Consider the following 26992-nt stretch of genomic DNA (forward strand, 5'->3'; position numbering starts at 1 on the left):
TTCATATTAAATTAGCTCCTCAAAGTTCACATCATCTTTATCTTAAAGTAATTCTAAAGATTCATCAATCATTTCAACAGTAGTGCTTTCATCGCTTAAAGGATACTTCTTCTCCTCTTGAGACTCTTCACTTAATTCACTTTCAGTTTCTATCAGTTCTTCACTTTCAGTTTCTATCAGTTCTTCACTTTCAGTTTCTGTGATTGCTTGAGTCTTCTGTAAAATGGCAAAGGCATTTTTCCCTACCCAGCCAATCACTTGACCCTCTACACTTATTTCATACGAGATACCGTCAGATGCTTGTGCTTGTCTTGTTACTAGGCAATCTTTACCTGCCAAACCTAAACTTGAAACAGTACCCAAATAACTATAATTTTCATAATACTTCGGTGCGGTAGACACTCCAAAATTACTTCCTGTTAATCTCATTTCTTTGTTTACTGACTCATAAGAAGGATGTTCTATTTCTTTAAATGCTCCCTTACCAACCCAACCAATTACTTCATCGTTTAGACTAATTTCATATGAAATTCCATCTGATGCCGTTGCTTGTCGTGTTACCAAGTAGTCCTTACTTGCTAGTGTTTTTATATTGCCTGTTTTTTGATAACCTTTATAATATTTCGGTTTGCTGTAGATTGCATACCCTTTACTACTATCTAACCACATTTTTTTGTTAATTGTTTTATAGTTTTCTGGTTCTAGATTTTCAAAAGCATTTTTCCCTGCCCAGCCAATCACTTGACCCTCTACACTTATTTCATACGAGATACCGTCAGATGCTTGTGCTTGTCTTGTTACTAGGCAATCTTTACCTGCCAAACCTAAACTTGAAACAGTACCCAAATAACTATAATTTTCATAATATTTCGGTGCGGTAGACACTCCAAAATTACTTCCTGTTAATCTCATTTCTTTGTTTACTGACTCATAAGAAGGATGTTCTATTTCTTTAAATGCTCCCTTACCAACCCAACCAATTACTTCATCGTTTAGACTAATTTCATATGAAATTCCATCTGATGCCGTTGCTTGTCGTGTTACCAAGTAATCCTTACTTGCTAGTGTTTTTATATTGCCTGTTTTTTGATAACCTTTATAATATTTCGGTTTGCTGTAGATTGCATACCCTTTACTACTATCTAACCACATTTTTTTGTTAATTGTTTTATAATTTTCTGGTTCTAGATTTTCAAAAGCATTTTTTCCTACCCAACCGATTACTTTATCATCAGTTTCTTTTAATTCATATGATACCCCATCTTTCGATGTCGCTTCTCTTGTGATTGTGAAGTCTTGCCCTTCATATGCTTTCGCATTGCTTAGATACTTGTATCCTTTGTAATACTTGGGCACGTTGTATACTGCAAAACTCCCATTCAATAGTCGGACATCTTGATCCACCGTTTTATATTTTGGTTTACTCAATTGTTCAAAGGCATTTTTCCCTACCCAGCCAACACCAGGAATTTCATATGATACTCCATCTTTCGATGTTGCTTCTCTTGTGATTGTAAAGTCTTGCCCTTCATATGCTTTCGCATTGCTTAGATACTTGTATCCTTTGTAATACTTGGGCACGTTGTATACTGCAAAACTCCCATTCAATAGTCGGACATCTTGATCCACCGTTTTATATTTTGGTTTACTCAATTGTTCAAAGGCATTTTTCCCTACCCAGCCAACACCAGGAATTTCATATGATACTCCATCTTTCGATGTTGCTTCTCTTGTGATTGTAAAGTCTTGCCCTTCATATGCTTTCGCATTGCTTAGATACTTGTATCCTTTGTAATACTTCGGCACATTGTAAACTGCAAAACTCCCATTCAACAGTCGGACATCTTGATCCATCGTTTTATATTTTGGTTTACTCAATTGTTCAAAGGCATTTTTCCCTACCCAGCCAATACCAGGAATTTCATATGATACCCCATCTGGAGCGATAGATTCTTTTTTTATTGTAAAATCTTTCCCTACGTATTGCTTTGTCTTACCAAGATATTTTGCACCTTCAAATCCTTTAGGTGCACTATAGACAGAATAACCTCCTTCAATTAATCTAACATCTTCATCTATTTCTCTATATCGTTCAATTCCATTGTAATGTTTTTTTACTAGTTCATAGAATTCTTTCATTGAGTAACCCCAAGAACCAAAATAACCAACTGGATCTGTATGATTTGATCCTCCCCAAAATTTAGAAATCGCTGAATGACTAATAACAGTTCCGTTTCCATTTGTATCCCCAAAAGTTACAGGGAGGTTATATTCAAGCAATTGTGTTGCAACCCAATAAGCGTCATTATTAACAGATCTTGCAAAGGCGTCTAAACTGTGTTCTTCAACCAGTTCAATGTGCATAAAATAAGGATTGGCTTCTGGACCAGCCCCCCAAGCTAAATATTTGGTAGGTGCTGTATTTATAATTTTATCACTAGAAGCATAGGCATGAACAAAAGCGTTAAAATAATTATTAAACATGTAGTTAACTTCGCCATAAATATTTGAATTTGGATTTGCAGTCTCGTGAATAACAACACCTATCGGCTTATTTCCAGCATATTTATACTTAGGCGTAATTTTTCCAAATCTGCTATCTTTAAAATCAACATTTGCTAATGGCAATTTATTTTTTTTGATATACTCATTTATTTTTGTTTTTTTAGGGTTTTTTTCACTAAATTTAAAATAATTATCCGAATGAGCTCTATCATCTTCCCCTTTACCATTTTTCCCGACTGCCGTTGACTTATCGAACGCAATTTGTTGCTGAACCTCTTTAACAACTTGAGAGGATTCAGCATTAACAATTTTTACAGACGAAAAAAAAACCATAATCAATAATATTATATTTACTTTTTTCATATATATCCTCCAAAACATTTATACTAAAGTATACCTTTTTTTTATTTTCTCGTCAAAGTTCTTAAGAAAAATATCAACACATTTTCAGAAAACGATCATCATTAGAGCCTAAGCATCCAAACAAAAAAAGACCTGACTATTACTAGTCAGGTCTTTCAATTTATTACATATGAATAGGCATACCTAAAGCTAATTCAGCTGTATCCATTACTGCTTCTGCAAGTGATGGGTGTGAGTGAATTGTTAAAGCGATGTCTTCAGCGTTCATACCAGCTTCGATTGCTAAACCAAGTTCAGCGATCATATCACTAGCGCCAGCGCCGGCAACTTGTGCCCCAACGATAACGTTGTCTTCTTTAGTTGTTACTAAGCGTACAAAACCTTCCATTTGGTTAAGAGAAATAGCACGGCCATTTCCACCTAATGCAAATTTGTAACCTTTAGCATCTAAGCCTTGTTCTTTAGCTTCTTTTTCTGTTAAACCAACAGTTGCTAATTCAGGATCTGTGAAGGCCACAGCTGGCATAGCACGGTAGTCGATTTCAACAGGTTTTCCGGCAATTGCTTCAGCAGCAATTTTAGCTTCGTAGCTTGCTTTGTGAGCAAGAGCAGCACCAGGAGTGATATCACCAATCGCAAAGATTGAAGATACATTCGTACGGCCTTGTTTATCTACTTTCACTAAACCACGGTCAGTCATTTCAACACCCGCAACTTCTAAACCAAGTTCATCAGTGTTTGGACGACGTCCCACGTTTACCATTACGTAGTCACCAGTAACTTCTTGCGCTTTACCATCAACTTCGTATTTAACTGTTACGCTATCACCATTATCAACAGCTTCTTTAGCCATTGCTTTAGTGACAACTGTAATACCTTTATCTTCAAATGATTTCTCAACTAATTTAACCATGTCTTTTTCAAAACTTGGTAAGATTTGTGGAGAACCTTCAAGGATAGTTACTTCAGCACCTAGGTTAGCGTAAGCTCCACCTAGTTCAGCACCAATAACTCCACCACCGATGATGATCAGTTTTTTAGGTACTTCTTTAAGGTTTAAACCACCAGTTGAATCTAAGACACGACCAGCAAATTTGAAACCTGGGATTTCGATTGGACGACTACCAGTCGCAACAATCGCATTGTTGAATTCATAAGTTTGAGCTGATTCATCGTTGATAACACGTAAAGTGTGCTCATCTACGAAGAAAGCTTCCCCTCTGATTACTTCAACTTTGTTTTTCTTAAGAAGGAATTCAACACCAGAAGTTAATTTGCTAACAACTTGGTTATCTTTCCAATCTTGCGTTTTAGCAAAGTCTAATTCAACACCTTTAGTTGATACACCAAAGATTTCTGAATCTAATGCTTCTTGGTATTTATGTCCTGCACTGATAAGTGCTTTTGAAGGAATACAGCCGACGTTTAAACAAACGCCGCCGATGTATTCACGTTCAATAATGGCAACTTTTTGTCCCATTTGAGCTGCACGGATAGCTGCAACGTACCCACCAGGGCCGGCACCGATAACAACTGTATCTAATTCTAAAGCGAAATCTCCTACTACCATGAATAATTCACCTTACCCTTCCATTAATAATAATTCAGGATCTGCTAGTAAACGTTTAATGTTGTTCATAGCATTTTGCGCTGTAGCGCCATCAACGATACGGTGGTCAAAGCTTAATGATAATTTCATTACGCGTCCAACAGCTAATTCGCCGTCTTCGTTCACGATTGGTTGTTGAGCAATTGTACCTACACCTAAAATAGCTACTTCAGGGTAGTTGATAACTGGCGTGAACCAGCCACCACGTGCTGAACCAATGTTACTGATTGTTACTGTACCATCACGCATTTCACCTGCAGCTAATTTACCTTCCATTGCTTTTTGAGCATTAGATGTAATTTCGCTAGCAATTTGGAACATGCCTTTTGAGTCAGCGTTTTTAATGTTTGGTACAAATAATCCGTTTGGAGTATCTGTAGCGATACCGATGTTGAAGTAGTTTTTGTAAACAATTTCTTCAGTAGTATCATCGATAGAAGCATTTAAGATTGGGAAGTCGCGCATTGTCGCAACTAACGCTTTAACTACGTATGGTAAGAATGTTAATTTAACATCTTGAGCCGCAGCTGTATCTTTAAATTTCTTACGGTGATCCCACATTTTAGAAACTTCTACATCATCAAATAATGTTACGTGAGGAGCAGTGTGTTTACTGTTAACCATTGCTTTAGAAATTGCTTTACGCATTGGTGTTAATTTCTCACGAGTTTGAGCTTCGCCACTTGCTGCTGGAGCAATTGGTGCTGCTACTGGAGTTGCTGCTGCTTTTGGTGCAGCTGCCTCAGTTGTTGCTGTTGCTGCTGGAGCTTCAGTAGTTGCTACTGGTGCGCCACCTGCTGCTACGGCATCAATATCTGATTTAAGAACACGTCCACCTTTACCTGTTGCAGGTACAGTTGTAATGTCAATTCCTTTTTCACGTGCATGTTGACGGACTGAAGGCATTGCTAAAACGCGTTTGTTTGGATCTGCTGCTACAGCTGCTACTGGTGTAACTGCTGCCGGTGCTGCTTCTGCTTTTGGTGCAGCTGCCGCTGGGGCTGCTGGAGCTGAAGCTGCTGAGTCGTTGTGACCTGGTGCATCGATTTCGATTAAGACATCACCAACGTTTGCTACTGTACCTTCAGCAACAACGATGTTCACAACTTTACCTGTTACTGGAGATGGAATCTCTTCAACAGATTTGTCGTTTTGGACTTCTAATAATGTATCATCTTCGTTGATTGTATCGCCTGCTGCTACGAACCATTTAACGATTTCGCCTTCAGCAATACCTTCGCCGATATCTGGTAATTTGAATTGGAATACGCCACCGGCTGGAGCTGCTGCTGGAGCCGCTTCTTGAGCTGGCGCTGCAGGTGCTGCTTCTGCTGGAGCATCATTGTCTTCGTGACCTGGAGCGTCGATTTCGATTAAGACGTCACCAACGTTTGCTACAGTTCCCTCTGGAACAACAATGTTTAATACTTTACCTGTTACTGGAGATGGAATCTCTTCAACAGATTTGTCGTTTTGTACTTCTAATAATGTATCATCTTCGTTAATTGTATCGCCTACTGCTACAAACCATTTTACGATTTCGCCTTCTGCGATACCTTCACCGATATCTGGTAATTTAAATTTAAATGCCATGATCGCACTCATCCCTTCATTTACATAGTATTAGCGCATAGGGAGTCAGCTAACTAACTCCCTACTCGCTTATTTTTTTATAATTAGAATTCGTATACTTCTCTAACTTTAGCTTCAATATCAGCTGCATTTGGTAACCAAGCATTTTCAGCTTGACCGAATGGGAAGATTGTGTCTGGAGCAGATACACGTCCAACTGGAGCTTCTAATGACATGACTGCGCGTTCTGAAATTTCAGAAACAACTTGTGCAGCAACCCCTGCTTGTTTTTGAGCTTCTTGAACAACTACTACGCGACCAGTTTTTTCAACTGAAGCGATAATTGTTTCAATATCTAAAGGAGCAACAGTACGTAAGTCGATAATTTCAACTGAGATACCTTCTGCTTCTAATTTTTCTGCAACTTTGATTGATTCGCGAACCATTGCACCGTAAGTAATGATAGAAACATCTTTACCTTCTTTAGTAACAGCTGCTTTATCTAGGGGAACAGTGTATTCACCATCTGGAACTTCATCACGGAATGAACGGTAAAGTTTCATGTGCTCTAAGAAGATAACTGGATCGTTATCACGGATTGCTGAAATAAGTAATCCTTTAGCATCATATGGGTTTGACGGAATAACAACACGGATACCAGGAGATTGAGCGATCAATCCTTCTAAGTTATCAGCATGTAATTCTGGAGTATGTACACCACCACCGAAAGGCGCGCGGATTGTAATTGGCATGTGACGAGTGCCACCCATACGGTAACGAGTACGTGCCATTTGAGCAACAACTTCATCCATTACTTCGAAGATAAATCCGAAGAATTGGATTTCTGGTACTGGACGGTAACCTTCTAAGGCTAAACCGAATGCCATACCACCGATACCTGACTCAGCAAGAGGGGCATCCATCACGCGGTCTTCACCGAACTTAGCTTGTAAGCCTTCAGTCGCACGGAAAACACCACCGTTATTACCAACGTCTTCACCAAAAATTAGGACGTTAGGATCTTTTTCTAATTCAACAGCAAGCGCATCTGTGATGGCTTGGATCATTGTTTTTTGTGCCATGATTATTTACTCTCCTTTGCTTCGTAGATTTCAATTTGTTCTTGGATGCTTTGAGGAGCAACTTCAAACATATTTTTCAAGAAGTCAGAAACTTTTTGTTTTGGAGCTGAATCAGCTTCTTTAATTGCTACTTTAATTTCTTCTTTAGTTGCTTCAATTACTGCTTCTTCTTTTTCTTCTGACCATAAACCTTTGTCAGTTAAGTAAATACGTAGACGTTTCAATGGGTCACGTTTTTCCCAAATATCGTCTTCTTCTTTTGAACGGTAACGTGTTGGGTCATCACCTGAAAGTGTGTGTGGACCGTAACGGTAAGTTAATGTTTCGATTAGGACAGGACCGTTACCGGCAATTGACCAATCTCTTGCTTGTTTAGTAATAGCATAAACTGCTAACGCATCCATACCATCTACTTGGATACCAGGAATTCCTGCTGCAACAGCTTTTTGAGCTAATGTTGTAGCGGCTGTTTGTTTTTCACGTGGAGTAGAAATCGCGAATCCATTGTTTTGGATGAAGAAAATTGCGTTTCCTTTGTAAGCTCCTGCAAAGTTAATACCTTCATAGAAGTCACCTTGTGAAGATCCACCGTCACCAGTGTAAGTTACTACGACGTTATCTTTACCACGTTTTTTAAGACCTAGAGCCACACCAGCAGCTTGCACATATTGTGCTCCGATGATGATTTGTGGTGGTAATGCTTTAAGCGTTTCTGGGTAGTAGTTACCTGCCACGTGACCACGTGACCATAAGAAAGCTTCTTTTAAAGGTAATCCTTGTTTAATAAGTTGCGGAACATCACGGTAACCTGGTAATAGATAATCTTCTTTATCCATTGCAAATTGACTACCTAATTGACTTGCTTCTTGTCCTGCTGTAGGAGCGTAGAAACCTAAACGTCCTTGACGGTTCAAGGCTGTTGAACGTTGGTCTAGGACACGAGCCCATACCATATTACTCATTAATTCAACCAATTCCTCATCTGATAAATCAGGCATTAAGTCAGGGTTAGTAACTTTACCATCCTCATCCAACACTTGATATGTTGGGAAATCTGCATTGATGTTTTCTAACAATGCTTCAAAATCAACTGTGTTATTCTTTTTAGTCGCCATTGTTTCACAATCCTCTCTGTTTCCATTTAGTAGTGTTTGAATATCAAACTGTGCAAGAAAACTGTATCAGTATTTCTTGCTGTTACAATCCCAATTTACCATGATACATATAAGGACGCAAGGTAATTGCTTGTCATTTTACTAGTACAGATGTATGACAGTTTTTACTTCTGTATCAGTTAGTGAACAATGTCACTTGCGCTTAAAACGTTTCCCTTTAAAAGTACTTCCTCCTTCCCTAAACTTGTCAAAGATGATGCTATTATTTCGATACATCCTCCCATACCTACAGTATATCGACCTTTGCTAAGTATTCCAACTAATAACCCTTATTTTCAGAGGAAATAAAAAAAGTATTTTCCAGTAGGAAAGTTCCTTCTGAAAAATACTTTTCTCTCTCATAAACTGTTTTATTTTCACTAGTTAGTGAAATAAATATTTAACAAACTTTTTTATATTTTATAACCATTCATTATTAACTTTAATATAAATACGTTTGACAACTTCGGTCACTAACATATAAGCAATCATAATCCCTACAAACCAAGGCCAGTATGATGTTGGAACAGATTCAAAGCCAAATTTCCCGCCTAATGGTGTTAGGACAATAACAAATCCTACTAAGATTGCCATGACACTAGATAACAATAGTGGCCAACTAGCAACGCTTTGAATAAATGGTAATTTCTTAGTCCGTATGATGTGAACAATCAACGTTTGACTCGTCAACCCAACTAAGAACCAACCTGCTTGGAATAACCCTTGTTCAGCAACGGTATTGGCACTAAAGACATGCCACATAATAAAGAATGTCAAAATATCAAAAATACTACTAATCGGCCCAATACTTAAGGTGAATTTCAACAACCCTTTTGTTCCCCAGCTAACTGGATGAGCAATATCTTCTTCATCCACGTTATCCCACGGCGTTGTTAACTGAGCAATATCGTACACTAAGTTTTGAACTAACAGTTGGAATGACAACATTGGTAAGAACGGTAAGAAGGCACTTGCGACTAATACCGAGAAGACATTCCCAAAGTTTGAACTAATGGTAATTTTAATGTATTTCATCATATTACAGAAAACTTTACGTCCTTCTAAAATACCATCTTCAAGAACGGTTAAACTCTTCTCTAGCAAAATAATCGAACTAGCATCTTTCGTAATATCCGCAGCCGTGTCTACCGAAATACCGACATCAGCTTTTCTTAGCGCTGGCGCGTCATTAATGCCGTCCCCCATAAACCCAACTGTATGCCCTTGTTTTTGCAACAAGTCAATAATCCGTGATTTTTGCATAGGTGATAGTTTGGCGAATAGATTAACACCCTCAACTTTTCCGGTTAATTCCTCATCTGTCATCTCTTCAATCTGATTACCCACTAAAACCTCATTCACTTCAATCCCCACATCTTGGCAGACTTTGCGTGCAACAATTTCATTGTCTCCTGTCAAAACTTTAACGCCGACCCCATGCTCATGTAACGAAGCAATCGCAGGAATGGCAGATTTTTTAGCAGGATCAAGGAAACCTACAAATCCAACTAAAATCATGTCGCGCTCATCTTCGATTGTATAAATTGGTTCGTCATAGACATCCTGACGGTAACCCACAGCAATCACACGCATCCCGTCCATGTTAAGACGTTCGTTAACTGCCAGCATTTCTGCTTTTAATTTAGCATCTATTGGTAAAATCTCACCATCAATTTCTGCATAAGTGCAGATATCACTCATCTCTTCAACGGCACCTTTAGTCACCATCAAATGACGACCATCTACATCAACCGCCACAGTTAAACGACGACGTGAAAAATCAAACGGAATTTCATCAATTTTTGTGATGATTTCTTGGTTCAACTTATCTTTTGTTTCGTCATAATATTTAATGACAGCATGATCAATTAAGTTTTTCCAACCTGTTTGATATTTTGAATTTAAGTAGGCCATGTTCAAAACATCTTGATTCACATCACCCAGCGGATTCACATGTTTTACTAACACGACTTCATCATCCGTAATCGTTCCGGTTTTATCCGTACATAGAATATCCATGCTACCTAGGTTTTGAATCGCTGCTAACTCTTTCACGATGACTTTTTTCTTAGATAGCGCAATGGCACCTTTCGCTAAGTTACTCGTCACAATCATTGGTAACATCTCTGGTGTTAGACCAACTGCTACTGCAATTGCAAAGAAGAAGGCCTGACTCCAATCTCCCTTAGTAAAGCCATTTAATAAAAGAACGACTGGGAATAAGACTGCCACCATTCTTAATAACAAACGACTGACTTTATTTAACCCAATATCAAAAGCTGTTTCTTCACGACTTCCCGAAACAGTCTTAGCAATGCCACCGAAGAAGGTTCCTTCACCTGTTCTTAAAATAATCGCTTTACCTTGACCACTTAAAACATCCGTCCCCATAAACACTAAATCTTCCATATCCAAAGCTGTCAATGAATCGTCTTTGATAGCCTTCTCAGGAACCCCGGCTTCGACAAATTTCTCGACTGGCATAGATTCACCTGTTAGTGACGATTGATTGACGAATAAGTCATTCGACCAAATCAAAACCGCATCCGCTGGAATCATATCCCCTGTTGATAGGTTAACAATATCTCCCGGCACCACTTCATCCATCGGAATTTCTTCGGTTACCCCATCGCGAGTAATCGCACAGGTATTTTCAATCATTTCTTTTAAAGCATAACTCGCTTTTTGAGAACGATAGCTTTGAACAAACTGAATCAGCCCACTACAAAGAATCATAATCCCCATAATAACAGCCGCTTCAAAATCTCCTGTTGCAGCTGATACGATTAATAATAGCAATAAGACATAAACAAAAGGATCTTGAAAAGCTTTGATAAAGAGCTTCCAACCTGGCGTCGGACTTTCCGATGCCACAACATTTGGTCCGTATTCTTCTAAGCGCTCCAGAGCATCTTCTTGCGATAAACCATTTGGTGATGTTCTAAAGGTCATCATCAATTCTCTTTCAGATAATGCCGCTAATTGTTTTAGTTCAGAGTTTTTTACTTCTTGTCTTGTTACTTGATAGGTTTGTTTTGTTTTTTTATTTGTCATGATAATTCCTCACTTTCCAGCTAGCGAAGAAGCATTGTCAATTATTGAATAGTGTTGTAAACAAGTTGAGCCAATTGGCAACACCTTGGAACATCATCTTCAAAAAATCCAACCATACCGCTTCGCTGCAGACTACTTCCTGAATCACTTGTATCAACTAATTTTCTTGCCACTTAACTCACCCCTTATTCACCTTTATTAAACTAAATATTAATCAACTAAAAAACGCTCCCCAACTTAACGTTGAGAAGCGTACGCAAATATGCCTAAAAGGATCCCCTTGAAGAACTTATTTTCAAATCTCGACGTCGAGTTTTAGCACTATATGGCTTAGACACATATGTGTCAGCTACATTAGGAAGAGCCTTGTTCGACAATTCCAGTTGACTCATTGGCGTCTCTCGACATTTTTGAGCAGCAGCGTATTTCCAATATAGGAGCCTCACCTAACAGATTAGACTATTTAGTTTTGATTCATCTCAAGTGTAGGACGAGCCTTGGATAATGTCAACCTTTTTAAAACCTACCTAATAATAAATAACTGAGTGATAGCGTTTCCTAAACACCTTAAGAGATGCTATACTATGGATAGAAAATTTAAGGAGGATGGCTTTATGATTCCAAAACTATTAACAGTTGCCGGTTCAGATTCAAGTGGCGGCGCTGGTATTGAAGCAGACTTAAAAACATTCCAAGAATTAGGGACCTTTGGCTTTTGTGCTATCACAAGCATTGTCACTATGGATCCAGATAATGGTTGGTCACATGCTGTATCACCAATTAGTAGTCAATTAGTTGATGAGCAATTAAAAACAATATATGCAGGTGCACCTCTAGATGCTATGAAAACTGGTATGCTCGGTGATATCGAAACGATTACGGTCACTCGTAACTACATCGATAAATTCAATCAAAAAAATGTGGTCATCGATCCTGTCATGGCGTGTAAAGGAACAACGCAAGCATTACAACCTGAAAACGTTGCTAAAATGACAGAATTACTTTTCCCTGTGGCTACGATTGTGACACCTAACTTAATTGAAGCAGGTATCCTTTCAGGCCTTGGCGAATTAAAAACCGTTGATGATATGAAAGCAGCAGCGGTTAAAATTTTAGAATTAGGACCTAAAAATGTGGTCATCAAAGGCGGACGCCGTTTACAAACGGAAAAAGCGACTGACTTATTTTATGATGGTGAAACATTCACGTTACTAGAAGGTGAAAAATTCGAAACTGACTTTAACCACGGAGCTGGTTGTACATTCGCTGCAACCATTGCAGCTTGTCTTGGTAAAGGAAAAACAGTGAAAGAGTCTGTCTTATTTGCAAAGGACTTTGTTGCAGCAGCGATTGAAAATGGCGTGACTATTAACCCATTTATCGGTCATGCTTGGCACGGTGCTTACAATCAAGCAGAAAAACGTTAAACTCCCTTTAAAGGGAGTTTTTTTAATAACTTTTAATATTTTATAAAAAAGGCTCATTTTAAAAGCGAATATTTGCTTTTTCTAAATAAAAAGCGTAGGATAGACGTATCACAAATAAACACATATGTACTATATGTAAAGAAATTGCAGGTGACTTATATGAAGCCAGATGATATTACCATTGGTTCTACATACGATTGTAGTAGCCCTATTTTAAAAGAAAGCTTTTACGGCATTGTCGAGAAAGTCTATGATAACGCAGCCTTATTAGTCTTAACTGAGGTTGATGACATTGATAAAACTCGTGCTGAAGAATTAAACAACAGAATGATTGTTCCTTTAAATCGTTTTGATCGATTAATTGCTTCTGCGGTTGTTGAAGAAGAAACTAAAACTGAAGAAGATGCCTAATAAAAAAAGCAGTCACAATTGTGACTGCTTTTTTTATTCCCCTAAACCAACACGTTGGAATAAAGTATCGACATGTTTCATATGCCAGTTATAATCAAAGGCTTCATCTAACTCTGCTTCAGATAAAACATCAGTGATACGTGAATCCGCATCTAAAAGCGGACGGAATTGGACTTGGTCATCCCATGCTTGAGCTGTCTTAGGTTGAACTAAGTCATAAGCCTCTTCACGTGTCATACCTTTATCAATTAATTTTAATAGTACGCGTTGGCTATAAATTAAGCCATACGTCGCATCCATATTACGTTTCATATTTTCTGGGAAAACAGTTAAGTTTTCAACTAGTCCACCGAAACGATTTAACATGTAATCTAATAAAATAGTTGTATCAGGAATGATAATTCTTTCAGCAGAAGAGTGAGAAATATCACGTTCGTGCCACAGTACCATATTATCCATAGCAGTTAAAACATGACCACGAATCACACGAGCTAACCCTGTCATATTTTCTGAACCGATTGGATTACGTTTGTGAGGCATTGCTGATGACCCTTTTTGACCTTTAGCAAAGAACTCCTCTACTTCACGTGTTTCTGATTTTTGTAAGCCACGGATTTCGGTAGCAAATTTTTCAATACTTGTCGCGATAATCGCCATTGAAGACACATATTCAGCGTGTAGGTCACGTGGTAAAACTTGGGTTGAGATATCTTGCGCGCGCAATCCTAACTTGTCACAAACATAAGCTTCTACAGTCGGTGGTGTATTAGCAAATGTCCCTACTGCCCCACTAATTTTACCAGCCTCAACACCTTTAGCTGCATGTTCAAAACGTTCAATATTACGAGTCATTTCTGCGTACCAAAGAGCTAATTTCAAACCAAACGTTGTTGGTTCAGCGTGAACACCATGAGTACGACCCATCATGACTGTTTTTTTATGTGCTTTAGCTTTTTCACCAATAATATCAGTGAATTTACGTAAGTCAGCACGTAAAATATCGTTTGCTTGTTTTAATAGGTAACCATAAGCTGTATCCACGACGTCTGTACTTGTTAAACCATAGTGAATCCATTTACTTTCATTTCCTAATGATTCAGAAACCGTTCTAGTAAAAGCCACGACATCATGACGTGTTTCTTTTTCAATTTCTAAAATACGCTCAACATCAAAACTAGCATCTTTGCGAATTTTCTCCACGTCTTCTTTAGGAATCTCACCCATCTCAGCCCAAGCTTCACTTGCTAAGATTTCAACTTCAAGCCAAGCGTCATATTTATTTTCTTCTGTCCAAATTTTACCCATTTCTGGTCGTGTATAACGTTCAATCATTTTTTTATTCTCCTTAGGCTGGGAAAATATCTTCCCAAATATTTGTCTGTTCAATTTCCTTTAGGCTTTCAGTTACATCTTCCGTCACAACCGTTAAGTGCCCTACTATCTCTTCAGGCTTATGACTCATCACGCCATCAAAGTGATAGAACCAATTTTCATGAAACGGAATCATACTAATACTATCAACTAACTGTTTTTGTTGAATCGGCAAAGTAATCCCACTAGACAATAACTTTTGTGCTGGGATTGGCCAGAAAAACAGGCCTCTTAAATGCGCTTCGTATTGTGATAGCACACCTAAATTTAAACTATAATCGCCTGAATCATGCGGTCCATGGTTCAAAGAATTAACATAGATAACACCAAATTCAGTAATAAACATTTCTACTGTTAAGACTCCTTGAACTTTAAAACTCAAGGCCATCTCTTCAGCAATCCGATTAACTTCCGCTGCTACTTCATCATGAATTCTCGCAGGAACAATCCCACGATGGAAGCGTCCCGTTGGGTCTGGCGAAATTTCAACAATCGGCATAACTTGGTAATTCCCTGTACTGTTTCCCACCACTGAAACTGCTATGGCGCGTTTATAGTCAACTTGTGATTCTAACAAACAAGGGCCACTCGCCAACAACTCTAAACTGTTACGAATATCCATTAAACTGTTAATAAAGAACGACTGTTTTTTGCCATCTTGTTGTTCTACCGGTTTCAGCACTGCTGGCAACCCAATCGATTCAATCGCTAAATCTAGATCTGCACTTTCGCCAATCACTTCATACGGCGTAATATTAATATTACTTTCTTCAAAATACTTTTTAGCTAACAAACGATTTTGAGCCAGTTCTAACAATTCAATATTTTGTGGAATTGCTATGTGATTCTTAAGTGATTTCACCGCCTCAATATTAATACTATTACAGGCAAATGTTAGAACATCACTTTTTTCTGCTAGGCTAATTAGACCTGATTCATCTGTTGTGGCAGCCAATACATGCACATCTGCAATATCTGCTGCAGCACACTGTTTATTCGGATCAAGAATGCTCACACGAAAGCCCATATTTTTCGCAGCCATCGCTAACATTCTCCCCTGATAACCTCCACCAACAATTCCTACTGTATGGCCTGGTATAAACAAATTCGCCATCTTTTTCCCCACTCTCTTATCTACAAGATACTCTCATAATTCTTTACTTGTCTAGTTTAACAATCTAGACCTTTGGTGTCAAAGCTAGATACCTATTTGTTCTCATAATTTATCGTAAAAAAATAACCCACTAAGAATCTAGCGAGTTATTTATCAAATCGTTGTAAATTATATGTTTCGATCACATTAATTATTTTACCTTCATAGTTTGGATCAGTCGCATATCCAGCAACTTGTAATTCATGGGCTGCCTCTCGATAATTTGCTGCACCAAGTACACCTTGGTATAAATCTCGATTCCAGCTAACGCCTTGTTTAAATAAATCAACATGGTCATCCATCGACTCTTCCCAACTCTTATACGATCTAAATGAGGCTGGAATTTCAATCCATTCACCATTTTCAAATTCTGATGTATAGAGTGTGACTTGAGGTTCATTACCAAAGGCTTTAATACCAAACAAGTTATTGTACCCTTGGCTTAATCCGCTAGTTCCCCAATCCGATTCCAGAATTGCCTGCCCAATTGAAATTGAGGCTAACAAGCCATCTTCACGTTGAATTTTTTGAGAATGAGGAGCCACTCTTTGAATAAAAACGTCCGACTGACTCGTACTATTTCCAAAAAATGGTACGTTAGGCTGAGTTAAGATACTCATCGCTAAATAAAAAGTTAAGCCAATCGCTAACAAGCTCATCAACCACAGCTTGACCCGTTTTAGAAAAGGTTTCCGACGCCGATATTTTTTTCGCTTCGCCATAGGATCACCTCCATTAATGACTGTTATTCATTATCTTCTAATGTTTCAGTCGGATCGTTATCATCCGCATTTTGTTTTTCTGCCTCTTCTTTATCTGTTTTGGCTTTATCCGACTCTTCTTCATTCACTGCTGTTTTTTCGGAACCTTCTTTATCGGACTTATCTTCAGCAGTTTTATCTTCATCTGCTTCTTTTTTATCTTCTTTATCTGAATCTTTTTTATCATCTTTTACAGGAACATTATCATGATTGCCGTTTAAGATATCTAAATATTCTTCTAGCACTAACTTGTTCTTCGTCATAAACTCTGCGCTTTTCACACCAACATAGCGTAAGTGCCATGGTTCATAGTTAATGTTAGTAATATTCGCTTTTGACTCTGGATAACGAATCACAAAGCCAAATTTAGCTGCATGTTCATCAATCCATTTACCTGCCGGCGTATTATAAAAAGCTGCTTCTAACCCTGTACTATTAACGGCCCAATTGTCATCAACAACGTCCATCGCTAAGCCTGTGTGATGTTCACTCGTTCCCGGAACTGTGATATAGTCTTCAGTCGATTTTTTCGCTTCCTCTTCACTCATTCCCATATTCAAACGCTCTTGCACACCATTATTATAAACTTCTTCTTGAGCAGCTACTGAACGGTAGCTTGAAATAACTACTAAATTAATGCCCTCTTCTTTTGCAGCTGCCTCCATCTTATAATATTGTTCCGCAACACGAGCATCAATTTCATAACCATTTGGCATAACAACTAAATTATCAGCTTCTTTTTCAATTGGGTGCTTTGCATTCACTAAAGCCAATTCCCAATCGCTACTTTTTACATCTGGCAAGTCAGGGTACTTACTTGATTCTTCTTTCCCCTTAGATTGTTCTTTCGCTTCTTTTTCTTTCAAAGCTTCTTCTTGTTTCGCTAAAGCTTCTTTTCCTAACCCATGTGACTTAGCTGGGAAGAAGATAAAAGCGCCTGTCATAAAGCAGACCATTAAAATCGAGGTAACCCCGATTAGTTGTTCTTTATTTTTTTTAATTTTTTTTACCATAATCACAATCCATCCTTTATCACTGCAAGGGCACACATTTGCCACTGTCAAATAAGTTCATAGTCCATTCTACCTTGATTCGCTTAAAAAATCAGCACAAGTGAATGATTGTAACTAAATTGTATTATTGACATTTAATTGCAATTAAAAAAGCCCGTGGGCTTTTTTAGTGGTTGCCTTGTTGTTCTTCATGAAAATCCATTTTGATATTCAAGAAACGGTCGAACTCATTTAATAATAAATATAAACGTGCGCGCATTTCAAACTCTTCTCTTGTAGCTGGCAAATCTGCTTCACGGTAGTCATTTAAGACGCGTCCTAAGTGGTTTTGTAATTCAGCCGTGTCATTATCTTCCGATAAAGCTGTGGCTGTTTCTAAAAACAATTCTTGAATTTCTGAAACATCAACTTTTACTTCTGATTCAGACACTTCTTTTACTAAACGATTCATTTTTTCTAAAATATTCACTTGTAAACGACGCATCGAAAAATAATCTGCAAAGTAAATATCATCTTCTAGCAATTTATTATCATTGTGTTGATGCGCTTTAGTTTCTGATTGATCGATTGTTTCAATCAAACTCGATAAATAACGATCACATGAATTAGTCGCTTGTGGGTGACCTAGATAAAAACTTAATCCCGTCAGTAATTGACGAATTTTTTCATCAATGACTTTTTGCCCTTCTTCTAATTCTTTTGTGCTGTCAGGCATTAATAATAGATTAGCCACCCAAGCAACTCCTACACCAATAAATAATAAATAAAAGGCATTACCTACAAGCCCCCATGTCATCTCTTGAGCAATCAAAAAGTGCGTCACTAATACTGAACTAGGTGCGATTCCTTCAGACATATTCCCTCGAACCGCCAAAGGAATGAAAAACAGCAGAAAGAAACCAAAAGCAATCGCATTATAGCCAATCAAATTAAAGCAGACAAAGGCGACAATTGTTGCCACAACCATTGAGGTAATCCTAAAGATTCCTGTTTCTAAAGACGACCTGCGGGTATTCGTGACACTTAACAAAGCAATGATTCCAGCCGCAGTTGGACTAGCTAAGTGAAAAAAATTCGCTAACATAATCGCTATAGCAGCACAAACTGCTGTCTTGATTGTTCTCATCCCAATCTTAATTTGCATCGAACCACCCTTTCTTAATTATAAGAATAACACAATAGTGTGATTTATTTGAACCTTTCTTGAAAACAGTTTTTAAGAAAATATGCTATGATAGATGTAACGAAACAAGGAGGTCTCCCATGACTAAAAAACCATTATTATACATGAGTCTAGCTGCCATTCTTTTCCTTTTAGTTGGATGTGGTATTACTCAAGAATTAGACCAAGCAAAGACTGAACTTAATTCCGCCAAAGATACCATGGCTAATCAAAAAAATACTTATAAGCAATTAGAAGATTCTGTGGCAACTTTCGCTCAAGACTTGCGTGCCGATTTAGCTAACAGTAAAAACAAAGCATTTTCTGAAACAGACAAACAACTTAACCTTGAGAAATTAGCTCATCGCCAAGAACTGCTAAAAGAATTGGAAGATCAAAACAAAACACTGATGCAACAAAAGAAACAACTCATTGCTATCAACAAGAAGAACGGTGTCGATGTTGATTACGATAGTTTAAAACAGATTACAAATAGTTTAGCAATTTTAAAAAGTAACTTTGAAGCGGTAGAAAGCTTTGCCACAGTTAACTTTGAGCAAGAAGAAGACTTTTATAATGACTTACCTAAAGACCCTGAAGCTGAGTTAACAATGATCGAACGCGGTTATGGATCAATGGCATTGATTGCTGAGGAAGCACAAGCTAATATTGATTATACGACTAAGCTGATTAAAGAGTTTTTAAAAGCCGCTCCCGAAAATCCGGTAAGAGAAAATGGAAAGTAGTCATCCACGATTAGGTTACCGCACCTTAAAAACTGGGTTAGCTGTTTTCCTCTGTATTTTATTTTTTCATTTATTTGATCGTGGCACACCTATGATTGCTTGTTTATCTGCTGTCTTCGCCATGAGATCAGACACAAACGAAACCCTATCTTTTGGTTCTTATCGTATCTTAGGTAATTTACTCGGTGGCGCATTTGCCCTAGTTTATTACTTTATTGCTCACAACTACCAAGACCAATTTTATTTAGAATTGATTCTTGTGCCCCTACTCGTCATTGTTTTAATTGTCGCCGCAGATGCGATTGGTTTAAACGCAGGCATTGTCGGTGCTACCTCAACTTTGTTAGTCATCGTCTTAACTGTCCCTGCGAACCAAACTTTTTTCTTCGCCTTAAACAGAATATTGGATACGATTATCGGAACGGTTATTGCACTGGGGGTTAACCACTTTATCAAACCCCAAAAAATTCAAGCCGTTGATCCTGTCGTAGAACTAGAACAAACGATAGTTGCCCAACAAGTTGAAATTGACAAGTTGAAACAACAACTAGCAGACAAAGAAAAAGCTTAGGCATTGAGCCTAAGCTTTTTTATTATTCATTTGATTTTAGCGCTTCAATCATATCGACTTTTTTTAATTTACGATGCATAAAGAACATCACGACTAATGAAAAGAAGACTGTTAAGATTGCTGCGTAAACATAGCTGACACCATGGATTGTCGGCGAGAACATCAACATATCCACTTCGGCCGTTGCCAAGACAAAGCCATGTAAAAACTTACCAATAAAGCAACCGACAATAATCCCTAAAACTGTCAGAATATTATTCTCACGATAGACATACATTGTCACTTCACGATTATAAAAACCTAGAACCTTGATAGTAGATAGCTCTCTAATTCGTTCAGAGATATTAATATTAGTTAGATTATAGAGCACGATGAAGGCTAATAATGCAGCCGAAATAATCAAGACCCAGACCACCACATTCAGACTTGAAATCGTGTCATCCATAGCACGACTAGTTTCACTTAAGAAGGTCACATTGATGACTTTATCCGTTGCCATTAACTCTTCTGAAATCCTTTCTTCTTCCTCTTCACTTGGCTTATCTTTTAACAGTAACAGTTGGGAATTAGGTGTTGGTTTTTCACCAAAGACTTCTTCATAATAGGTCGGTGTAACATAGGCAAAATGCATGGCATAATTTTCCACAACGGCTGCGATTTTAGCTGTTTTAATGACACCATTGTTATCTTTAAGTGGCAAATCATCCCCCACTTTCAAATCAAATAGCTTGGCTAACTTTTCATTAATCACTGCACCATCATCTGTTAACTGATACTTTTTACCTGATTGACGGTCATTAAAGAGGATGAAGTCAGACAATCCTTCTAACTGTTCTGGCGTATTTAATGTCACTGCTTGCGGGGCTTTTCCTTTGACCGAAACGTCAAAGTTACTTTGAGCCACACTTAAGGTTTTGCTAGCTTTAGGTAGCTTATCCAAGGCTGCTTGATAATCTTCATCAGCTGATTGGTCTGCTTCTGAATCAAAAGCGACCACCCCTTGATAATGCCAAATCTTATTGAATTGTAAATCTACGACATCAGAGATGGAATCTTTAATCCCAAATCCAGTTATCATTAACGCCATACAACCAGCAATTCCAAAGACTGTCATAAACATCCGTTGTTTATAGCGGAATAAATTACGAGCAGTCACTTTCTGATTAAAGTTCAGACCTTTCCAAATAAATGGTAAGCGTTCTAACCAAATCCGTTTACCCGCCTTCGGTGCTTTGGGTCGCATTAACGTAGCTGGTGAACTAAATAAGTCATAACGTAACACGACTAAAGCTGATAATACCGTGCATAATAGAGCGACAATCACCGATTGCAGCGTATAGCTCCAGTAGTAACTCACTTCAGCAGATGGCGTGTTGTACAAATTGCCATAAGCATCAATAATAATTTTAGGGAACACATGATAACCAATCAGCAAACCTAAACCACTACCTATCAAGCTGGCTAAGATTGCGTAAATAATATACTTTAATGAAATATCGAAGTTGGAATAACCTAAGGCTTTTAACGTCCCAATTTCACCACGTTTTTCATCTACCATCCGTGTCATCGTAGTCAAACAGACTAATGCTGCTATTAAAAAGAAGAACACGGGAAAGACTGTCGCAATGGATGATAAGCGCTTGGCATTTTCTTGGTATTCGGTATAACCTGGACTATCATCTCTTGTTAAATAATAGTAAACATCTGAATCAGCTAATTTAGCTAATCCCTTTTCTTGATCAATTAACGACTTCTCCGCTTGCTCTAAATCAGCCTTTTGTTTGTTAAATGTTGATTCTGAATCTAAAAATTCTTTTTCAGCCGTTGTGCTATCTAATCCCGGCACTTGCTTCAGTTGTTCTAACTGATTTTTAGCTTGTTGAATTTGAATTTCAGCTAATTCTATTTGCTGTTTAGATGGCGCTAACTCCGTCTGTCCTTTTTCCAACTGACTACGGACTTCTGCTAAACGACGGTCTTCACGGTTAGCCAATACCGCTTTTAATTGTTTCTCAGATTTTTCTTGCGCTTCCTTGTAGTCATCACTATAAGCTTTTAAATCTTTAGTATTTTTATAAGTAAGGTAAATATCAGAATAGATATCTTCCGTAAAACACTCTTTTCCAATTAAAGCAAAGTAATCAACTGAGCCTTTTCCTACGGCAGAGGTCCCACGGCCCATTTTTTCAATGAACATGGGAGAATTAACAAACCCCACTACCTCAAAACTCATTTCAGATAATCCCTCACCATCTTCTGACGGAATGTCGACTTTATCTCCAATTTGATAATCTTCTAAATCTTTAGCTAACTGGTCTAAGACAATTTCATTTTTACTTTGGGGCAAACGTCCCTCATTCACAACAGGACGATTTAAACGATCCTTCTTATCATATGACATAAAACGAATCACACGATTAACATCAGCTAGACTGATATCCTTTGAATAGACCGCTTCAACTTGATCGACTGCTTCTAATCCCTTAACTTCTGCCAAGTCATCTTTGGTTAACCCTAGCGGTGACATAATACGTTGGTCCATTAACTGCTGCTCAACATAATAATTTTCAGCTGTTTTTAACATGTTAGGTCCTGTTGCTTTAATTCCTGCATAGAAAGACACCCCTAACAAAATGATTCCTAGAATCGAAAAGAAACGAGCCTTAGATTGTTTTAGTTCTCTAAGGATTGACTTATAAAGAGCTCTCTTTTTCATCTTCTCACTCCTTACCACTCAATATCAGCCACATCTTGGGGCTGTTCATTTAATTTAATATCACGAACTTCGGCATCATTAATTTTAATCACGCGATCTGCCATTTCGGCAATCGCTGAGTTATGAGTAATCACAATCACAGTTGTACCAGTGTCACGACAACTATCTTGGAGTAATTTTAAAATTTGTTTCCCCGTTTCATAATCTAAGGCACCTGTCGGTTCGTCACATAATAACAATTTGGGATTTTTTGCTAGCGCACGGGCAATTGCCACACGCTGTTGTTCTCCTCCAGATAATTGAGCTGGAAAGTTCCCTGCACGATGACTTAATCCCACTTGCTCGATGACTTGATCTACATCTAAAGCATTTGGTGCAATTTGAGAAGCCAGTTCGATATTTTCTTTGGCTGTTAAGTTAGGCACTAAATTATAAAATTGGAAGACAAAGCCCACATCTAAACGACGATAAGTTGTCAGTCGCTTTTCACTGTATTTAGCTATATCCGAACCATCAACTAATAGCTCTCCTTCATCGGCTTTGTCCATGCCCCCAAGAATATTTAAAACTGTTGATTTCCCAGCACCACTTGGCCCCAATATTACAACAAACTCCCCTTTTTCGATTTCGAATGAAATTTTATTGTTGGCAACAATTGTCGTATCACCCATTTTATAAAACTTGCTAATATCTGTTAATTTAACGTAAGACATGCCATCCACTCCCTATTTAGATTCACTTTTATCATATCATATTTCCTTAAATAACAGACTGATTAGGACACACTTCTTTTCTTTGAGTTATCTGTTAGAATTTCGTATAATATAGAAACAGAAAAGAGGGATTTAATGTCACAGAAACAATCACATGATCAGAACAATAAGAATCATCAAAATCAAACCCATAAAAACAACAGTACTAATCAAAATAAAAAACAACCACAGTCCTTTAAACGTGAAAACAAGAACACTCACAATAAGAACCATCAGCAACAAAACAGCTCTAATAAAAGTTCTTATAAAGAAAAGTTCAATAAATACAAAGCGGATCCAAATAAGAAGCCACAAAGCTCTTACAATAAACCAAATAAGAAGAAAAAACGTTTCACTCGCAAACAAACCCAACAAATGGGTGCTGCCGCAGTGGTCGTATTAGGAATGGCTGGTTCGGCTATCTACAATAAAGTGATGCCGGGATCATTTAACAAATCACCAAACCAACATCAACAACAAAACAATCACTCTAATAAACGCCCAAACAATAATAATGGCGACTATATCAAACGTGATTACAATAAGGAACAACCACCCTTTAACCATGACAACGATGGCACAATCATGGGTAACAACCCTGGTGAAACAGATAATGGGAAAGCCACTTTCACAACAGATGAATTAGCTTTCACTAAGACTGGTTGGATTAAATATGGAGCACTAGATCGCCAAGGCCGTCCAACAACAGCTGAAGCTGTCATTAATAAAGACTTAGTCGATCAGAAAAAAGGCTCATCAGCCAATCGAGATATTCGTCCTCCAGGATTTAAAACTGGGAATGAACCTTATGGACATTCTCGTGGTCACTTAATTGGGAAACAATTTGGTGGTGACGGAAATGATAAACGCAACTTAGTCACAATGATTCAAGAACCTGTAAATAGTCCTTTAATGACTGACTATGAAAACTACGTCCGTTGGGCTGTCAGCTACAAACGTGAAACAGTGCGGATGCGTGTCACACCCGTTTACGAAGGAAATAATCCCGTGCCAACTGATATTCAAATCGAAGCTCAAAGTATGGGCCGCGATAATTCCATCAACTTTAACGTTACGATTCCAAATATAAAATAGGAGAATTACTATGAGCTTACCTTTCATTACAATTAAAGAAGTTTTACCGGATGAATCTATCCACACTTTTTTAAACTTTATTTCAAATACAGATTTACTTGAGGACTTTGATTTCTTCCTATTTGACCAAGAGATGGTGAACCGCCGCTTTAAAACAAGCGTCAAAAACTTAGCGTCAGAGATGACGGTTCAAGAAGAAGATTTCCCTGAAGACACTCACGTGGTCGCAATGACCATCGATGGTGATTTTATCTTAGCTAGCAACCACTACGTTTACGTTGTAACTAAAAACTTAATCGCTGAAGATATCGAAGTCTATGACTTAACACCAATTGATTTCTTTGTCGCTTTCGAAGCCAACATGTTAGCTTCAACTATTTTACCCAATGAATAAAGCAAAAAAGCAATGCCATCTGGCATTGCTTTTTTATTAAGCTTCGTAACGACATTCACCATTTAAGTAAGTCGCTTCTAAATCTAACTCTTTATTTAACACGATAAAATCAGCTTCACGTCCTGGCGCAATCGAACCACATTTATCATCAATTTTACAACTGATTGCAGGAATTAAACTTGTCATGCGAACAGCTTGTTCTACATTAGCTAAGTCCCAATCAACGACATTTTTCAAGGCCTCTTTTAATTTCAAGATACTACCTGCTAAGTTACCACTTTCTAAGCGAGCTGTTCCTTCAGCTACAACAACTGGGAATTCCCCTAACATATAGTTGCCATCTGGCATTCCACCTGCCATCATACAGTCTGTAATTAAGGCAATGTGGTCATGTCCTTTCGCTTTAATCAATACATCCATCGCTTTACGGTGAACATGGTGACCATCACAAATCAACTCAGCATAAACATTATTTAAACTCATTGTCGCACCAACCATTCCTGGTTCACGGTGGTGTAAGCCGCGCATCCCATTGAAGGCATGAACAAAAACACTTGCGCCTGCTTCTACCGCTTTTTGCGCTTCATCTAAGGTTGCATCACTATGTCCTAACGCCACGACGATTCCCTGTTTTGTAAGTTCTTCAACAAATTCTGGTACGCCATCACGTTCTGGCGCTAAAGCAATTTTCTTAATCAAGCCGCCTGAAGCTGCTTGCCATTCATTAAAGATTTCCATACTTGGATCTGAGAAATAACTTGGGTTTTGCGCCCCTTTATATTTTTCAGTAAAGAATGGTCCTTCAAAATAAATCCCTTGAATTTTAGCACCCGGTTCGGTACCAGCAACTTCACCAATTGTTTTCGCCACATCCGTTAATAACTCACGTGATGATGTTAAGGTAGTTGGTAAAAATGATGTCACACCACAAGATAATAATGCATCAGAAATAATTTTTAGACCTTCTGCATCAGCATCCATAATATCGTGGTTTAAATAACCATGGATATGAGTATCAACTAATCCTGGCGCAATCCATTTGCCAGTGTAATCAATGATTTCAACATCCATTGACACTGTTGATAAAAATTCACCAAAATGTTGACCATCAATAGCCATATAACCCGGTCCGACAACACCGCTTTTTAAAAAGAATTTATCTGCTTTAATATATTTCGTCATAATAATAGCCTTCTTTCTCTTTTTCTTACCTTTAAAATTACTCCTAAAACGAGCTAAAGTCAAGATTGGTCTTGACCAATTTTTCTAGCCCCAAACAATTTTAGCTGTTGAGGATTGATCTTCTCCGCGGAATATTTTGTGATAACTTACCACGTCATCTGCTTGAACAAGAGCGGTTTGAGCCAAGGCTTTATCTCCGTAATAAATTTCTTTGTCAAAATTCATAGTGACTTGTTTCGCTTGGTGTTGTGTTAAAAAGTCATAATCTAATCCGTCAATCATCCATTCTAGGTATTTTGTATTATTTACATGCTGATTGCTATCTATATCTGTATAACGAACACTATATTCTCGTGATTCATTAAATTCTGGAAATTCAATTTTTTCAGCGCGTTTAATTTTTAATGATTTTTCACATTCAAAAGGTGTAATCACCTCGTCCGGTACAGCAGTTAATTTACGACTTTCTAAATTCATCATGATAAAGGTTGTTTGTAAGTGAAGGTATTCTTCTCCCGATTCAGAATGAATCCAAAAATCACGGTAACAAAAATACTTATTATACGTTGCTGCTTGTGTGCTGACATTTACAACTTCACCGACTCTAGGCAGTGCCTTAATTTCTAATTCATGTTGAGTAATCACCCAACCCAGACCCATCTCAGACAAATAATCTACTCCCCGATTCAAACTATCACTTTGGGCCTCTGATGTTTTCAATAGCACATTTAAAACCATCGGCAGTGTTAGTCTACCAGTAACATCACATTCATAGTAAGGTATTTCATGTTTTTCAGTAAAACGTTTCGCCATTTTGCGTCATCCTTCCCAAACTCTACTTATAATTTTATGCCACAATGGAAATAGTCACAAGCAAAACCTACTGTATCTATTATATT

General features: G+C 37.9%; 22 protein-coding genes and 1 riboswitch. Of the genes, 6 read left to right on the top strand and 16 right to left on the bottom strand.

Annotated features, from left to right (window positions below; all coding sequences use genetic code 11):
* Window positions 1–42: 42 nt before the first annotated feature.
* The 7 genes from G7081_RS07460 to G7081_RS07715 all read right to left on the bottom strand — a co-directional run bounded on the left by G7081_RS07460 (window position 43) and on the right by G7081_RS07715 (window position 11512).
* Window positions 43–2868 carry a GW dipeptide domain-containing protein gene (locus tag G7081_RS07460; protein WP_202982265.1) on the bottom strand — a complete coding sequence of 942 codons (2826 nt, stop codon included), beginning with the start codon at window positions 2866–2868 and terminating at the stop codon, window positions 43–45.
* Window positions 2869–3031: 163 nt separating this feature from the next.
* The gene (gene lpdA, locus G7081_RS07465) at window positions 3032–4438 is read right to left on the bottom strand and encodes a dihydrolipoyl dehydrogenase (protein WP_166008311.1); all 1407 of its coding nucleotides are present in this window, start codon (window positions 4436–4438) and stop codon (window positions 3032–3034) included.
* A gap of 12 nt (window positions 4439–4450) precedes the next feature.
* Window positions 4451–6070 (bottom strand): dihydrolipoyllysine-residue acetyltransferase, encoded by a 1620-nt coding sequence (locus G7081_RS07470; RefSeq protein WP_166008312.1) that lies wholly within the window; start codon window positions 6068–6070, stop codon window positions 4451–4453.
* An 83-nt stretch (window positions 6071–6153) separates the two neighbouring features.
* Window positions 6154–7131, bottom strand: a complete 978-nt coding sequence (locus G7081_RS07475; protein ID WP_166008313.1) for an alpha-ketoacid dehydrogenase subunit beta — start codon at window positions 7129–7131, stop codon at window positions 6154–6156.
* 2 nt (window positions 7132–7133) lie between these two features.
* A complete protein-coding gene (pdhA, locus tag G7081_RS07480) occupies window positions 7134–8246 on the bottom strand; it encodes a pyruvate dehydrogenase (acetyl-transferring) E1 component subunit alpha (RefSeq protein WP_166008314.1) in 1113 nt (370 codons plus the stop codon).
* Between the two features lie 459 nt (window positions 8247–8705).
* Window positions 8706–11339, bottom strand: a complete 2634-nt coding sequence (mgtA, locus tag G7081_RS07485; RefSeq protein ID WP_166008315.1) for a magnesium-translocating P-type ATPase — start codon at window positions 11337–11339, stop codon at window positions 8706–8708.
* Between the two features lie 41 nt (window positions 11340–11380).
* Complete coding sequence (locus tag G7081_RS07715; RefSeq protein WP_275115409.1) at window positions 11381–11512, bottom strand: hypothetical protein; 132 nt, start codon at window positions 11510–11512, stop codon at window positions 11381–11383.
* Window positions 11513–11632: 120 nt separating this feature from the next.
* A riboswitch (M-box (ykoK) riboswitch) is annotated at window positions 11633–11800 on the bottom strand.
* Window positions 11801–11953: 153 nt separating this feature from the next.
* Between G7081_RS07715 and thiD the strand changes: the two genes are divergently transcribed.
* Complete coding sequence (gene thiD, locus G7081_RS07490) at window positions 11954–12766, top strand: bifunctional hydroxymethylpyrimidine kinase/phosphomethylpyrimidine kinase (RefSeq protein WP_166008316.1); 813 nt, start codon at window positions 11954–11956, stop codon at window positions 12764–12766.
* Between the two features lie 159 nt (window positions 12767–12925).
* Complete coding sequence (locus G7081_RS07495; protein WP_238786637.1) at window positions 12926–13177, top strand: hypothetical protein; 252 nt, start codon at window positions 12926–12928, stop codon at window positions 13175–13177.
* A gap of 33 nt (window positions 13178–13210) precedes the next feature.
* On the opposite strand, the gene purB is transcribed toward G7081_RS07495, so the two are convergent.
* The 5 genes from purB to G7081_RS07520 form a co-directional block, all read right to left on the bottom strand.
* Window positions 13211–14509, bottom strand: a complete 1299-nt coding sequence (purB, locus tag G7081_RS07500) for an adenylosuccinate lyase (RefSeq protein ID WP_166008318.1) — start codon at window positions 14507–14509, stop codon at window positions 13211–13213.
* Between the two features lie 13 nt (window positions 14510–14522).
* Window positions 14523–15662 carry an ATP-grasp domain-containing protein gene (locus G7081_RS07505; RefSeq protein WP_166008319.1) on the bottom strand — a complete coding sequence of 380 codons (1140 nt, stop codon included), beginning with the start codon at window positions 15660–15662 and terminating at the stop codon, window positions 14523–14525.
* A 146-nt stretch (window positions 15663–15808) separates the two neighbouring features.
* The gene (locus tag G7081_RS07510) at window positions 15809–16423 is read right to left on the bottom strand and encodes a glycoside hydrolase family 73 protein (RefSeq protein ID WP_166008320.1); all 615 of its coding nucleotides are present in this window, start codon (window positions 16421–16423) and stop codon (window positions 15809–15811) included.
* A 23-nt stretch (window positions 16424–16446) separates the two neighbouring features.
* Window positions 16447–17475 carry a M15 family metallopeptidase gene (locus G7081_RS07515; RefSeq protein WP_166008321.1) on the bottom strand — a complete coding sequence of 343 codons (1029 nt, stop codon included), beginning with the start codon at window positions 17473–17475 and terminating at the stop codon, window positions 16447–16449.
* A gap of 166 nt (window positions 17476–17641) precedes the next feature.
* Window positions 17642–18619: an aromatic acid exporter family protein gene (locus G7081_RS07520; protein WP_166008322.1), complete on the bottom strand. Its 978-nt coding sequence runs from the start codon at window positions 18617–18619 to the stop codon at window positions 17642–17644.
* A 119-nt stretch (window positions 18620–18738) separates the two neighbouring features.
* Here G7081_RS07520 and G7081_RS07525 point away from each other — a divergent pair, with 119 nt between their 5' ends.
* Entirely contained in the window at window positions 18739–19383 is a 645-nt protein-coding gene (locus G7081_RS07525; RefSeq protein WP_166008323.1) for a hypothetical protein, read from the top strand.
* Window positions 19373–19954, top strand: a complete 582-nt coding sequence (locus G7081_RS07530; RefSeq protein WP_166008324.1) for an FUSC family protein — start codon at window positions 19373–19375, stop codon at window positions 19952–19954. The genes G7081_RS07525 and G7081_RS07530 overlap by 11 nt, the downstream gene beginning before the upstream one ends.
* Before the next feature lie 22 nt (window positions 19955–19976).
* On the opposite strand, the gene G7081_RS07535 is transcribed toward G7081_RS07530, so the two are convergent.
* Together G7081_RS07535 and G7081_RS07540 are read right to left on the bottom strand one after the other, a co-directional pair.
* Window positions 19977–22670: an ABC transporter permease gene (locus G7081_RS07535; RefSeq protein WP_166008325.1), complete on the bottom strand. Its 2694-nt coding sequence runs from the start codon at window positions 22668–22670 to the stop codon at window positions 19977–19979.
* An 11-nt stretch (window positions 22671–22681) separates the two neighbouring features.
* The gene (locus G7081_RS07540) at window positions 22682–23383 is read right to left on the bottom strand and encodes an ABC transporter ATP-binding protein (RefSeq protein ID WP_166008326.1); all 702 of its coding nucleotides are present in this window, start codon (window positions 23381–23383) and stop codon (window positions 22682–22684) included.
* 135 nt (window positions 23384–23518) lie between these two features.
* Here G7081_RS07540 and G7081_RS07545 point away from each other — a divergent pair, with 135 nt between their 5' ends.
* Together G7081_RS07545 and G7081_RS07550 are read left to right on the top strand one after the other, a co-directional pair.
* On the top strand, window positions 23519–24517 hold the full coding sequence (locus G7081_RS07545) for a DNA/RNA non-specific endonuclease (protein WP_166008327.1): 999 nt from the start codon (window positions 23519–23521) through the stop codon (window positions 24515–24517).
* Between the two features lie 10 nt (window positions 24518–24527).
* Window positions 24528–24911 carry a hypothetical protein gene (locus G7081_RS07550; protein ID WP_166008328.1) on the top strand — a complete coding sequence of 128 codons (384 nt, stop codon included), beginning with the start codon at window positions 24528–24530 and terminating at the stop codon, window positions 24909–24911.
* Window positions 24912–24947: 36 nt separating this feature from the next.
* Here G7081_RS07550 and nagA read toward each other — a convergent pair whose 3' ends face one another.
* Window positions 24948–26093: an N-acetylglucosamine-6-phosphate deacetylase gene (nagA, locus tag G7081_RS07555; RefSeq protein WP_166008329.1), complete on the bottom strand. Its 1146-nt coding sequence runs from the start codon at window positions 26091–26093 to the stop codon at window positions 24948–24950.
* Window positions 26094–26177: 84 nt separating this feature from the next.
* Window positions 26178–26906 (bottom strand): acyl-[acyl-carrier-protein] thioesterase, encoded by a 729-nt coding sequence (locus tag G7081_RS07560; protein ID WP_166008330.1) that lies wholly within the window; start codon window positions 26904–26906, stop codon window positions 26178–26180.
* Between the last annotated feature and the right edge of the window lie 86 nt (window positions 26907–26992).

The sequence above is a fragment of the Vagococcus coleopterorum genome, from assembly GCF_011303955.1.
Taxonomy (GTDB): domain Bacteria; phylum Bacillota; class Bacilli; order Lactobacillales; family Vagococcaceae; genus Vagococcus_D; species Vagococcus_D coleopterorum.

Excerpts from the sequence above, each read along its gene's own strand:
- G7081_RS07495 (WP_238786637.1), top strand. The coding sequence starts at position 12,926 with ATGAAGCCAGATGATATTACCATTGGTTCTACATACGATTGTAGTAGC.
- purB (WP_166008318.1), bottom strand. The coding sequence starts at position 14,509 with ATGATTGAACGTTATACACGACCAGAAATGGGTAAAATTTGGACAGAA.
- G7081_RS07550 (WP_166008328.1), top strand. The coding sequence starts at position 24,528 with ATGAGCTTACCTTTCATTACAATTAAAGAAGTTTTACCGGATGAATCT.
- G7081_RS07470 (WP_166008312.1), bottom strand. The coding sequence starts at position 6,070 with ATGGCATTTAAATTTAAATTACCAGATATCGGTGAAGGTATCGCAGAA.
- G7081_RS07515 (WP_166008321.1), bottom strand. The coding sequence starts at position 17,475 with ATGGTAAAAAAAATTAAAAAAAATAAAGAACAACTAATCGGGGTTACC.
- G7081_RS07545 (WP_166008327.1), top strand. The coding sequence starts at position 23,519 with ATGTCACAGAAACAATCACATGATCAGAACAATAAGAATCATCAAAAT.
- G7081_RS07510 (WP_166008320.1), bottom strand. The coding sequence starts at position 16,423 with ATGGCGAAGCGAAAAAAATATCGGCGTCGGAAACCTTTTCTAAAACGG.
- G7081_RS07525 (WP_166008323.1), top strand. The coding sequence starts at position 18,739 with ATGACTAAAAAACCATTATTATACATGAGTCTAGCTGCCATTCTTTTC.
- pdhA (WP_166008314.1), bottom strand. The coding sequence starts at position 8,246 with ATGGCGACTAAAAAGAATAACACAGTTGATTTTGAAGCATTGTTAGAA.
- G7081_RS07540 (WP_166008326.1), bottom strand. The coding sequence starts at position 23,383 with ATGTCTTACGTTAAATTAACAGATATTAGCAAGTTTTATAAAATGGGT.
- nagA (WP_166008329.1), bottom strand. The coding sequence starts at position 26,093 with ATGACGAAATATATTAAAGCAGATAAATTCTTTTTAAAAAGCGGTGTT.
- lpdA (WP_166008311.1), bottom strand. The coding sequence starts at position 4,438 with ATGGTAGTAGGAGATTTCGCTTTAGAATTAGATACAGTTGTTATCGGT.
- G7081_RS07530 (WP_166008324.1), top strand. The coding sequence starts at position 19,373 with ATGGAAAGTAGTCATCCACGATTAGGTTACCGCACCTTAAAAACTGGG.
- G7081_RS07560 (WP_166008330.1), bottom strand. The coding sequence starts at position 26,906 with ATGGCGAAACGTTTTACTGAAAAACATGAAATACCTTACTATGAATGT.
- mgtA (WP_166008315.1), bottom strand. The coding sequence starts at position 11,339 with ATGACAAATAAAAAAACAAAACAAACCTATCAAGTAACAAGACAAGAA.
- G7081_RS07520 (WP_166008322.1), bottom strand. The coding sequence starts at position 18,619 with ATGCAAATTAAGATTGGGATGAGAACAATCAAGACAGCAGTTTGTGCT.
- thiD (WP_166008316.1), top strand. The coding sequence starts at position 11,954 with ATGATTCCAAAACTATTAACAGTTGCCGGTTCAGATTCAAGTGGCGGC.
- G7081_RS07535 (WP_166008325.1), bottom strand. The coding sequence starts at position 22,670 with ATGAAAAAGAGAGCTCTTTATAAGTCAATCCTTAGAGAACTAAAACAA.
- G7081_RS07505 (WP_166008319.1), bottom strand. The coding sequence starts at position 15,662 with ATGGCGAATTTGTTTATACCAGGCCATACAGTAGGAATTGTTGGTGGA.
- G7081_RS07475 (WP_166008313.1), bottom strand. The coding sequence starts at position 7,131 with ATGGCACAAAAAACAATGATCCAAGCCATCACAGATGCGCTTGCTGTT.
- G7081_RS07460 (WP_202982265.1), bottom strand. The coding sequence starts at position 2,868 with ATGAAAAAAGTAAATATAATATTATTGATTATGGTTTTTTTTTCGTCT.